This is a genomic window from Actinosynnema pretiosum, from assembly GCF_024171695.1.
In the GTDB taxonomy this organism is placed as follows: domain Bacteria; phylum Actinomycetota; class Actinomycetes; order Mycobacteriales; family Pseudonocardiaceae; genus Actinosynnema; species Actinosynnema pretiosum.
On sequence record NZ_JAMTCF010000038.1, the window covers coordinates 17,878 to 29,925 of the forward strand.

At 71.8% G+C, this 12,048-nt stretch carries 8 protein-coding genes; all 8 read left to right on the forward strand.

All coding sequences use genetic code 11. From position 1 onward, the window contains the following. The first annotated feature begins 238 nt into the window (after window positions 1-238). Window positions 239-2,281, forward strand: coding sequence for a DNA gyrase/topoisomerase IV subunit B (locus tag LV78_RS40155; RefSeq protein WP_253851462.1), 2,043 nt, complete (start codon window positions 239-241; stop codon window positions 2,279-2,281). 20 nt (window positions 2,282-2,301) lie between these two features. Next, window positions 2,302-5,724, forward strand: coding sequence for a DNA topoisomerase (ATP-hydrolyzing) (locus LV78_RS40160; protein ID WP_253851463.1), 3,423 nt, complete (start codon window positions 2,302-2,304; stop codon window positions 5,722-5,724). Window positions 5,725-5,856: 132 nt separating this feature from the next. Next, the gene (locus LV78_RS40165; protein WP_253851464.1) at window positions 5,857-6,567 is read left to right on the forward strand and encodes a sugar phosphate isomerase/epimerase family protein; all 711 of its coding nucleotides are present in this window, start codon (window positions 5,857-5,859) and stop codon (window positions 6,565-6,567) included. Between the two features lie 77 nt (window positions 6,568-6,644). Further along, the gene (locus LV78_RS40170; protein WP_253851465.1) at window positions 6,645-7,202 is read left to right on the forward strand and encodes a DUF4291 domain-containing protein; all 558 of its coding nucleotides are present in this window, start codon (window positions 6,645-6,647) and stop codon (window positions 7,200-7,202) included. Between the two features lie 159 nt (window positions 7,203-7,361). Further along, a complete protein-coding gene (locus LV78_RS40175; protein ID WP_253851466.1) occupies window positions 7,362-8,501 on the forward strand; it encodes an LLM class flavin-dependent oxidoreductase in 1,140 nt (379 codons plus the stop codon). Continuing rightward, window positions 8,498-9,103 carry an FMN reductase gene (locus LV78_RS40180; RefSeq protein ID WP_253851467.1) on the forward strand — a complete coding sequence of 202 codons (606 nt, stop codon included), beginning with the start codon at window positions 8,498-8,500 and terminating at the stop codon, window positions 9,101-9,103. Before LV78_RS40175 ends, LV78_RS40180 begins: the two co-directional genes overlap by 4 nt. Window positions 9,104-9,488: 385 nt before the next feature. Continuing rightward, window positions 9,489-10,352, forward strand: coding sequence for an ATP phosphoribosyltransferase (hisG, locus tag LV78_RS40185; RefSeq protein ID WP_253851468.1), 864 nt, complete (start codon window positions 9,489-9,491; stop codon window positions 10,350-10,352). A 1,414-nt stretch (window positions 10,353-11,766) separates the two neighbouring features. Continuing rightward, window positions 11,767-12,048, forward strand: a 282-nt coding sequence (locus tag LV78_RS40190; protein ID WP_253848807.1) for a transposase, incomplete at its 3' end; no start/stop codon positions are given.

Sequence of the window (12,048 nt, forward strand, 5' to 3'; positions counted from 1 at the left end):
CGATCACCTCCAGACAGGTCCGCGAGCACGCCCGCACTCTATCCACATCGTCACCCGATCGTGTCCTTGCCGTCTCCGGTTGCACACCGCTAGTTGTCCACTGTGGACGTTCTACGCAGCGTTACGCGGCACTGACGCTCGAACGCGTGTTTGACCACCGCCCGACGAAATGTCCGACGGCGCGGCTACCCTCCACTACCGTGAACCGCCCGAAGCGCACCCAGACCAGGGGAGACCGGTGACCGCAGAGATCCTTTACGGGGCCGACGACCTCACCCACCTCGAAGGTCTAGAAGCGGTTCGCAAGCGCCCCGGCATGTACATCGGCTCCACCGACAGCCGAGGGGTCAACCACCTCTTCTCCGAGGTGATCGACAACTCGACCGACGAGGGAGTCGCAGGGCACGCGACCCGCATCACCGTGACCCTCCACCCGGACGGAAGCGTCCAGGTGGATGACGACGGCCGAGGAATCCCGACCGGCGTGCACGCCAAGTCCGGTCTGTCCGGAGTGGAGCTCGTCCTGACCCGCCTGCACGCGGGCGGCAAGTTCGGCGGCTCCGGCTACAAGACCTCCGGCGGACTGCACGGCGTCGGCGCCTCCGCCGTCAACGCCCTCTCGCACCGCTACGACGTCGTCGTCCGGCGCGAGGGCAAGACCCACGAGATGTCCTTCGCCCACGGCGTCCCCGGCGTCTTCGACGGGCCGGGCCCGAAGGCCGCCTTCACCCGCCAGTCCGGACTCAGGGTCACCGGCCGCACCCGCAAGACCGGCACGTCCACCCGCTACTGGCACGACTCGCGCTACTTCGAGAACGGCGCCGCGCTCGACCACGAGGCCGTGCGTGCGAAGCTGCGCAACACCGCGTTCCTCGTGCCCGGCGTCACCTACGTGCTGCGCTCGGCCGTCGACGGCAAGATCGCCGAGGAGGTCTTCCACTACCCCGGCGGTCTCGCCGACATGGTCGACTTCCTCGCGCCCTCCTCGGAGAAGGCCGTCACCGGCAAGATCACCATCAACGGCGAGGGCGTCTACCACGAGAACGCCGCCGACGAGAACGGCGTCATGCGCTCCAAGGTCGAGCGGCACGCCGAGGTCGAGATCGCGCTGCGCTGGGGGACCGGCTACGAGCGCACGGTGGAGTGCTTCACCAACACCATCCGCAACGTGCACGGCGGCACGCACCGGCGCGGTTTCGAGCGCGCCGTGCTCAAGTCCGTGCAGGAGGCCATCGGCCGCACCAGGGGCCTGCTCAAGCCGAAGGAGGACCCGCCCACCCTCGACGACGTGCTGGAGGGGATGACCGCGGTCGTGCACGTGCGCGTGCCCGAACCGCAGTTCACCTCGCAGACCAAGGACGAGCTGTCCACCGCGGGCGTCACCAGGGTCGTGCTCGCCCTGGTGGACAAGCACGTCAAGGCCTGGACCGAGGACCGCCGCACCAAGGCGGAGGCCAAGGTCGTCCTCCAGAAGGTCGTCGACGCCGCCCGCGTCCGGCTGACCCAGAAGCAGCAGAAGGACGCGGCCCGCCGCAAGACCGCGCTGGAAGGCGCGGCGATGCCGCCGAAGCTCGTCGACTGCCGCACGACCGGTGTTTCGCGGAGCGAGCTCTTCCTCGTGGAGGGCGACAGCGCGCTCGGCTCGGCGCGCATGGCCCGCGTCTCCGAGTACCAGGCCCTGCTCCCGCTGCGCGGCAAGATCCTCAACGTGCAGAAGGCCAGCCTCGCCGACACCCTGCGCAACGCCGAGATCGCCTCGATCGTGCAAGTCCTGGGCGCGGGCACCGGCCGCACGTTCGACCTGTCGACCATGCGCTACGGCCGCGTCATCCTGATGGCCGACGCCGACGTCGACGGCTCGCACATCCGCACCCTGCTCATCACCCTGTTCGCCAAGTACATGCGACCCGTCATCGAGGACGGCAGGCTGTACGCCGCGATGCCCCCGCTGCACAAGGTCGTCACCAAGGGGCGCAACGCGGAGACCCACTTCACCTTCACCCAGCGCGAGATGGAGCAGAAGGTCGCCCGGTTGGAGCGGGCGGGCAAGACCGTGGTCAAGCCCGTCCCCCGGTTCAAGGGCCTCGGCGAGATGGACGCCGAGGAGCTGTGGGACACCACGATGAACCCCGCCACCCGCTCCGTCCGCCGCATCACCCTCGCCGACGTCGAGGCGGCCGAGGCCGCGCTCGAGCTGCTCATGGGCGAGAAGGTGGAACCCCGGCGGGCCTGGCTCGTCGCGTCCGCGGCGCGGGTCGACCAGTCCGCCATCGACGTCTGACGCCAGGAGAACGCTCAGCCATGGCACGCCGCAAGGGACCCGTCACCAGGGTCGACCCGTCCGCCTTCGACAGCGCGGGCGCCAAGGTGATCGACAACTCCCTCACCACCGAGATCGAGGACTCGTACCTGGAGTACGCGTACTCGGTCATCCACTCCCGCGCCCTGCCGGACGCGCGAGACGGCCTCAAGCCGGTGCACCGCCGGATCCTGTTCTCGATGAACGAGCAGAACCACCGGCCGACCTCGCCGTACGTGAAGTCCTCCCGCGTGGTCGGTGACTGCTTCGTGCGGGGCGCGCTCGTGTCCACCCCCTCCGGGGTGCGGCCGATCGAGGAGATCGTGGTCGGCGACCACGTGCTCGACCCGGCGGGGTCGCCCGTCCGGGTGGCGCAGGTGTACGAGAACCCGGTGTCCGAGCTGGTCAGGGTCACGTTCTCGGACGGCCGGACCATCCTGGTCACGCCGGGGCAGCGGTTCCGGGTCCACGCGGCCGGGGACGCGGGCGTCGAGTGGGTCGCCGCGCGCGACCTGGTCGGCCGCCGCGCCGTCGCCCTCGGCCCGGACCGCGCGTCCGCGCTGCTCGGGGCGGGCGACCAGTACGCCCACGTGCTCGGCCTGCTGGCCTCGGCGGGCGTCGACGGTCAGCGGCTGCGGCTGACCGACGAGGGCCCTGCGGACGCCGTCCACGGCTGGGCCATCGCCGCGAACGTCGCCGTGACCAGGGACAAGCTGCCCGCCGAAGGCCCTGGGGGCCGCGACGTGCACGTGCTCGACCTGGACGGCCACGTCGGCGTGCGCGCCGCCGTCGCCTCCGGGGCCGCGCCCGCCGCCGTGCTGCTCCAGCGCGGCCGGTGGGCGGCGTTCCTCGCGGGCGTCTTCGACGGCGCGGGCTCGGTCCGCGACGGCGAGGTCGTCCTCGGCGTGCGCACCGCGCTGCTCGCCGAGCAGGTCGGCGCGCTGCTGGCCGACTGCGGCCTGCCCGCGACCAGGGCGGACGGCGAGGTCCGGCTGTCCGGCGGGGCCGCCGCGACCCTCGGCGCGGCCCTGCTGCCGTGGGCCCGCTCGGCCGCCGAGCAGGACCTGCGCGAGCTGACCGGGGCGTCGCAGGCCCCGGCCCCTGAGGTCGTGTCGGTGGAGCCGGTCGCCCCGGACACCACCTACGACATCCAGGTCGACGCCGACGAGCACGCGTTCGTCGTGGACGGCCTCGTCGTGCACAACTGCATGGGCAAGTACCACCCGCACGGCGACACCGCGATCTACGACGCGATGGTGCGGCTGGCGCAGGACTTCTCGCTCAACACCCCGCTCATCGACGGCCACGGCAACTTCGGCTCCCCGGACGACGGACCGGCCGCCTCGCGGTACACCGAGGCCCGCATGTCCGGCGCCGCGATGCTGCTGGTCGGCGAGCTGGACGAGGACACCGTCGAGTTCCGCCCGAACTACGACGGCTCGCTCACCGAACCGGCCGTGCTGCCTGCCGCGTTCCCGAACCTGCTGGTCAACGGCACCTCGGGCATCGCGGTCGGCATGGCGACGAACATGATCCCGCACAACCTCGGCGAGGTCGTGGCGGCGGCGAGGCACCTGGTCAAGCACCCGGACGCCGACCTGGACAAGCTCATGGAGTTCATCCCCGGCCCCGACCTGCCCACGGGCGGGATGCTGCTGGGCCTGGACGAGGTGCGCAAGGCGTACGAGACCGGGCGCGGCGTGGTGCGGATGCGCGCCACCGTCACCACCGGGCCGCTGGAGGGCAGCCGGGGCAGGCAGGCGATCACGGTCACCGAGCTGCCGTACGGCGTCGGGCCCGAGAAGATCATCGAGAAGATCACCGACGAGGTGAACAAGTCCAAGCGGCTCACCGGCATCGCCGACGTCAAGGACCTCACCGACCGGGAGAACGGCATCCGCCTGGTCATCGAGTGCAAGGTGGGCGTCAACCCGCAGGCGCTGCTCGCGGACCTGTACCGGCTGACCCCGCTGGAGCAGTCGTTCGGCATCAACAACCTGGTGCTGGTCGACGGGCAGCCCCAGACGCTCGGGCTCAAGGCGCTGCTGGAGGTGTTCCTGGCGCACCGGTACGAGGTGGTCACCCGGCGCACCAGGTTCCGCCGCCGCAAGCGCGAGGACCGGCTGCACCTGGTCGAGGGCCTGCTCAAGGCCCTGATCGACATCGACAAGGTGATCAAGCTGATCCGCCGCAGCGAGAACGCGCAGGCCGCCAAGGAGAGTCTGGTCAGCTCGTTCGAGCTGTCCGAGATCCAGGCCGCCTACATCCTGGACACGCCGCTGCGCCGCCTCACCCGGTTCGACTCGATCGAGCTGGAGGGCGAGCAGGAGCGGCTGCGGGGGGAGATCGCCGAGCTGTCCACGATCCTGGACGACGACAAGGTGCTGCGCCGGGTCGTGTCGAACGAGCTGGGCAAGGTCGCCAAGGACCTGTCCGTCGAGCGCCGCACCACGCTGCTCGACGGCGACCTGAAGGAGGTGCTGGCCGCCTCGCGCACCTCCGGTCCGCTGGAGGTCGCGGACGACCCGTGCCAGGTCGTGCTGTCGGCGACGGGCCTGGTGGCGCGCACCGCCGCCGAGTCCGAGGAGGCCGTGGAGGGGCGCAAGCGCAGCGGTCGGGCCAAGCACGACGCGGTGGCGGCGACCGTGCACACCACCGCGCGCGGGCAGGTGCTGCTGGTGACCAGCAGGGGGCGCGCGTTCAAGACCGACGTGCTGCCGCTGCCGGTGCTGCCGCAGGGCGAGGGCACGCTCTCGCTCAGCGGCGGGGTGCCGGTGCGCGAGCTGGTGGACCTGGAGTCGGGGGAGCGGGTGGTCGGCATCGCGCCGCTCGGCGAGACCGACTCGCCGGGGCTCGCGCTCGGGACCAGGCAGGGCGTGGTGAAGGTGTGCGCGCCCGAGTGGCCGGTGCGGTCGGACGAGTTCGAGGTGATCGGGCTCAAGGCCGGTGACGAGGTCGTGGGCGCGCAGTGGCTGGCCGACGGCCAGGAGGCGCTGGTGTTCGTGTCCTCGGAGGCGTCGCTGCTGCGGTACGGGGCGTCGCTGGTGCGACCGCAGGGCCTGCGCGGCGGTGGCATGGCGGGCATCACGCTGCCCGCCGAGGCGTCGGTGGTGTTCTTCGGCGCGGTGCGCACGGACGACGCCGAGCACGGCGAGCCGGTGGTGGTGACCTCGACCGGGCAGAGCGTGAAGGTGACGCCGTTCGACCTGTACCCGGCCAAGGGGCGGGCGACCGGCGGGGTCAGGGCGCACCGGTTCCTCAAGGGCGAGGACGGGCTGGTGCTGGCCTGGGTCGGCGCCCGGCCCGCCGCGGTGACCGAGGCGGGGGCGGCGGTGGAGCTGCCGGAGGTCGACCCGCGCCGGGACGGCTCGGGAGCCCCGCACCCCGGCCCCGATGTGATCGGGCACCTGGTGGAACGCGCCTAGCAGGGCTTTTCCCGGCCCCCGGTCCCGGTCTCGCGCCGGGGTCGGGGGCCTTTCAGTTCGTTCGGCTTGATAACGACAGTCATGTTCAGTGAGGATGGCGGTGGTCAACCGGGTTGAGGACGAGGGGCGTGCATGATCACCGCTGGACTGGCTTCGGCCCGCTTCCCGGACAGACCGCTCGCGGAGGTCGTCGAGCTGGCGCTGGGCGCGGGGGTCGGCGCTCTCGCGTGGGGCGGCGACGTGCACGTGCCGCCGGGCGACCTGGTCGCGGCCGAGCGCGCGGCGGGCCTGTCCGAGGCGGCCGGGCTCGCGGTCGGGGTGTACGGGTCCGGGTACCGGGCCGGGTGCGACGACCCGGACGAGTTCGCGGCCGTGCTGGACAGCGCCCAGTCCCTCGGCGCGCCGGGCGTGCTGGTGCGGGCCGGGGGAGTGCCGCCGTGGGAGGCGACGGCGGCGGCGTGGTCGTTCGTGGTGGCCGAGCTGCGCCGGTGCGCGCGGCTGGCGGCCGAGCGGGACCTGGTCGTGGTGGCCGAGCACAGCGCGACGAGCCTGTTCGGCACCCTGGAGTCCGCGCTGCGGCTCCTGGCGGACGTGCCGGGGCTGGCGGCGCACTGGCGGGCGCTCGGCGGGTCGGGGGCGGTGCTCGCGGAGGTGTCGGCGCTGCTGCCGTCGCTGGCGGTGCTCTCCTGCGGGGCCGGTGATCCGGGCGCGTCGGCGGCGCTGGAGCTGCTCGCGCGGGACGGCGGCGCGCGGGTGGTGCTGCTGGAGCCCGCTTCCGGGGACGCGACGGTCGTGGTGCGGGACGGGCGGGCGCTGCTCGCGCTGCTGGAGCGGCGTTTCTGATCACCCGTCCGGTGCGGGCGGTCGGGGGGTGGAAACGCGCTCGCCCGCGTGGTCGCCCGCGTGCGAGGGTGGCCCGCGTGGCTCCGCAGCGCCAGATCCGCGCCGACTACGACGGCTCGCGCATCACCGTGTACCAGGCCTACTCGTCCGCGATCGCCGATCCGGCGCTGGCGGCGGGCCGCTTCGTGCCGCCGTTCTCGTTCGGGCGGATGACCTGGATCAAGCCCTCGTACCTGTGGCTGATGCACCGCAGCAACTGGGCGCGCAAACCGGGGCAGGAGCGGGTGCTGGCGGTGCGGATCACCCGTGAGGGGTGGGAGCGCGCGCTCGGCGAGGCGGTGCTGACCGGCTCGCCGGGGTTGGCGGACGCGCGGGTGCACGTCCAGTGGGACCCGGAGCGGTCGCTGCGCGGGGCGGCGCTGAACCACTACAGCGTCCAGGTCGGGATCGGGCGCGAGGTGATCCGCGAGCTGGTGGACGAGTGGGTCGTGGGCGTGGCCGACCTGACCGAGCGCACCAGGAAGATCTCCGCCCTGCTCCAGGCCGGGCGCGCCGAGCAGGCCAGGCGCCTGCTGCCGCCCGAGCGCCCGTACCCGCTGTCCAGGGCCATCGCGACCAGGCTCGACGCCGACTGACCCCGGAGGGCCGCACGCCCCGGCGGGTCGCCTGCCCCCGGAGGGCCGCCTGCCCCGCGCGGTGCGCGTCACCCCACCCAGGGGGTCCGGAATACCTCGCGCACCTGTACCGTTGGGACAAGTAGTTGAACTCGCAACTACCTGGATCGAGGAGCGGTCATGCAGTTCGGGGTCTTCACCGTCGGCGACGTGACTCCCGACCCCACCACGGGGCGGGTTCCCACCGAGGGCGAGCGGATCAAGGCGATGGTCGCCATCGCGCTCAAGGCCGAGGAGGTCGGGCTCGACGTCTTCGCCACCGGCGAGCACCACAACCCGCCGTTCGTGCCGTCCTCGCCCACCACCATGCTCGGCTACATCGCCGCCCGCACCGAGAAGCTGATCCTGTCCACCGCGACCACGCTGATCACCACCAACGACCCGGTGAAGATCGCCGAGGACTACGCGATGCTCCAGCACCTGGCCGACGGCCGGGTCGACCTGATCATGGGTCGGGGCAACACCGGGCCGGTGTACCCGTGGTTCGGCAAGGACATCCGCGACGGCATCGAGCTGGCCATCGAGAACTACCACCTGCTGCGCAGGCTGTGGCGCGAGGACGTCGTCGACTGGGAGGGCAAGCACCGCACCCCGCTCCAGTCGTTCACCTCCACCCCGCGCCCGCTCGACGGCGTCCCGCCGTTCGTGTGGCACGGCTCGATCCGCAGCCCGGAGATCGCCGAGCAGGCCGCGTACTACGGGGACGGGTTCTTCGCGAACCACATCTTCTGGCCGAAGGAGCACTTCATGCGGTTGATCAACCTCTACCGCGCGCGCTTCGAGCACTACGGCCACGGCAAGGCCCACCAGGCCCCCGTCGGCCTCGGCGGCCAGGTGTTCATCCGGCCGAAGTCGCAGGACGCGGTGAACGAGTTCCGCCCGTACTTCGACAACGCCCCCGTGTACGGCCACGGCCCGTCGCTGGAGACGTTCACCGAGCAGACCCCGCTCACCGTGGGCAGCCCGCAGCAGGTCATCGACAAGACGCTGACCTTCCGCGAGCACTTCGGCGACTACCAGCGGCAGCTGTTCCTGGTCGACCACGCCGGGCTGCCGCTCAAGACCGTGCTGGAGCAGCTCGACCAGCTCGGCGAGATCGTGCCCGAGCTGCGCCGCGAGTTCGCCGCGAAGCGGCCCGCGGACGTGCCGGAGGCGCCGACGCACCAGAGCCTGCTCGCCGCGAAGACCGCCGCCGAGAACGGCGCCGGGACCGCTGTCGGGACCGGCGCCGTCGAGACCGGGAAGGAGACCGTGCGATGACCCGCATCGCCGTGGTGTCGGCGGGCCTCGGTGAGCCGTCGTCCACCCACCTGCTGGCCGACCGCCTCGCCGCCGCCGCGTCCACCGCTCTCGGTGCGACCGCGACCGGTCCGGTGGAGGTCACCACCGCGCACCTGCGCGACGTGGCCCGCGACATCGCGGACAACCTCGTCGCCGGGTTCCCGAGCCCGGCGCTGCGCGCGGTGGTCGAGGACGTGGTGGGCGCGGACGCGCTGATCGCCGTGACGCCGACGTTCAACGCCTCGTACAGCGGCCTGTTCAAGTCCTTCGTGGACGTCGTCGAGCCGGGCGCGCTGGCGGGCAAGCCGGTGCTGATCGGCGCGACCGGTGGCAGCGAGCGCCACTCGCTGGTGCTGGACCACGCGCTGCGCCCGCTGTTCGCCTACCTGAAGGCGATCGTGCTGCCGACGGGCGTGTACGCGGCCTCGGCGGACTGGGGCGCGGGCTCCGGGCTGGTCGAGCGGATCGACCGCGCGGGGGCGGAGCTGGCCGACCTGCTGGTCGGCCGCGCCCCGGCGGCGCAGGCGGACCCCTACGCGGACGTGGTCCCGTTCGAGCGCCTGCTCGCCGGGGGCCGCTGACCCCGGCCGGGCCGCCGGGGGACGGCAGGCCGGGGGCGTCCACCACCGCCCCCGGTCCCGCCCGCCGGTCGCCGGGAAAACCGGCTGACTCGCGCCCGCCCGCCGCTTGGGCTCTCCGGCGGAGCGGCGGCGGGCGGCGTCCGCCCCACGTCCGCGCGAGCGCAAAGCGCGCCCGGAAAACCCGGATGAATCACCCGCTCGCCCCGCACGCGCCACTCACCGCGAGCGCCGCGTCACCCCCGCTTTCAATTTGAATGCAATGCTCGGCTTTCCCGCTCGACCAGGTGAACGCCCCATGAACCCGCAGTGGGTCTCATTCCCCGAGACACTCGTACCGGTGTACCCGGAACAGGGGACCGTCACCCGGTGTGGCAGACTCCAGGGCATGGCTTCTCTCCGGTTTGCCCTGCCCAACAAGGGTTCGCTCAGCGAACCCGCCGCGCGAATGCTCAGCGAGGCGGGGTACCGCGTGAGCAGGTCGGGGCGCGAGTTGATCGTCGCGGACAAGGCCAATGGCGTGCAGTTCTTTTTCCTGCGCCCGCGCGACATCGCGGTCTACGTCGGCGAGGGTTCGCTCGACGTCGGCATCACCGGCCGTGATCTCCTGCTCGATTCCACGATCGCGGCCGACGAAATCCTGCCGCTCGGCTTCGGGCGCGCCTCGTTCTACTTCGCCGGGGTGCCCGGCTCCATTTCCGACGTCTCCGAGCTGGAGGGGCGCCGGATCGCCACCAGCTACCCGAAGCTGGTCGGCCGCTACCTGGAGGGCCAGGGCATCAAGTCCGACCTGGTCCGCCTGGACGGCGCGGTCGAGACGGCCGTCGAGCTGGGCGTGGCCGACGCCATCGCCGACGTGGTCGAGACCGGCATCACCCTGAAGACCTCGGGCCTGGCCACGTTCGGCGACCCGATCCTGCGCTCGGAGGCCGTGCTGATCCAGCGCGACGCCACGCGCGTCGACGCGGAGACCGCGGAGGCCGTGGAGGTGCTGGTGCGCAGGCTCAAGGGCGTGCTGATCGCCCGCAGCTACGTGATCCTGGACTTCGACTGCCCGACCAGCGCGCAGGACGAGGCGTTCAAGCTGGTGCCCGGCATCGAGGCCCCCACGGTCTCGCCACTGGCCCGCGAGGGCTGGGTGGCGGTCCGCTCGCTCGTGCCGAGGCACGACGCGCCCAAGATCATGGACCAGCTGTGGAACGTGGGCGCGCGCGCGATCCTGGTCAGCTCCCTGGACACCTGCCGCATCTAGCCACGAGCGCCGCATTCGGTCAGGAGCGGGAAGCCACCGGACCGCCCGCCCCCTGGTGAGGGGGTGGGCGGTTTGCTGCGTTTGGGGGAGGGGGAGGGCTTGGCAGGAGGCTGCTTTCGGGGCTTGGCGGGCGGCTGCTTTTGGGGGAGGGGCTTGGCGAGGCGCCGCTTTCGGGATGCCCTTGCTGAACCACGCGTAGATCGGTCCGGCGTTGAACGGACCGTTCACCGGTCACTCGCTGCTCACCCACCCCAGCCGTGCCGCCCCACGCTGGGCTCGGCGGTTGAACGGCCCGTTCAACCGGTTGCTCGCTGCTCGCGCGCCTCAATCGTGCTGGTCAGCACCTCAGCCAGTGCTGTCCTCTGCTGTTCCCTGCTGGTTCCGTGCTGGGGTGGTGGTTGAACGGTCCGTTCAACTGGTTGCTTGCTGCTCGTGCGCCTCAGTCGTGCTGGTCCGCGCCCTAGACAGTGCTGTCCGGTCGTCTCGTGCTGCTGTCTCGTGCTGGGGTCGTGGTAGTTGAACGGTCCGTTCAACTGGCCGGTTGCCGCTCTCGTGTCCCAGTCGGGCTATCCCCGTGCTCAGCGTGCCGGGTTTTGGCGGTTGAACGGTCCGTTCAACTGGTTGCTTGCTGCTCGTGCGCCTCAGTCGTGCTGGTCCGCGCCCCAGTCAGTGCTGTCCGGCCGTCTCGTGCTGCTGTCTCATGCCGGGGCCGTGGTGGTTGAACGGTCCGTTCAACCGGCTGCTTGCCGCTCGCACGTCCCAGCCGCGCTGGTTTTGGCGGTTGAACGGTCCGTTCAACCGGTTGTTCGCTGCTCGCGCGTCCCAGCCGTGCCGTCCCACGTCCCAGCCGTGCCGTCCCACGTCCCAGCCGCGCCGTCCCGCGCCCCAGCCAGTGCTGTCCCGCACCTGGGTCTGGTGGTTGAACGGTCCGTTCAACCGGCCGCTCGCCGCTCTCGCGCCTCAGCCGCGCGCCACACCCAGCCGAGGCCGGAGGTGAACGGACCGTTCACCGCCCGCCCGCCACGCTCGTGCCCCGGCTTCACCACCCGCAGGCCAGGGCGGTTCCAGGCTGGTCACCGTCCCAGCCGTTCTCCAGCAACCCGTCATCGCCGTGTCAGCGGCCCTTCGTGGAGTCGCCGTCACCGCGCCAGTCGCCCGTCATACCCCCGCCAGCCACCCGTCACGCCACCGCACCAGCCAGCCGCCCGCCCCCACCCCCCTCACCGAACCCGCCCAGGAAACAACCCCCCAACCCCGGTCTCCGCCCCGACCTCCCGCCACCACCGGCTCCCCTCAGCCGTAGCCACCCCGTCCACCGACACCTCCACCCCGCCCTCCCGCAGCACCCCCACCAAATCCGCTAGGGCGTGTCCTCAAAGCAGTTGTAGCTGATCTGCTTTGATTTCGGGTCGTGATCCGCAGGCACGAGTTGACCGATGAGCAGTGGCGGGTGATCGAGCCGTTGCTGCCAGTCTCGGGCGCGAAGGGTCGTCCTCGGGTGGACGACCGTCGGGTGATCAACGGGATGCTGTTCAAGGCCAAGTCCGGGATCGCGTGGCGTGACCTTCCCGAACGGTACGGGCCGTGGAAGACGGTCTACAACCGGTTCTGGCGCTGGTCGCGCGACGGCACCCTCACCGCGCTCGTGGCGAGGGTTCGCGTCATCGCCGAGGCGATCGACGAGTTCGACCGCGAG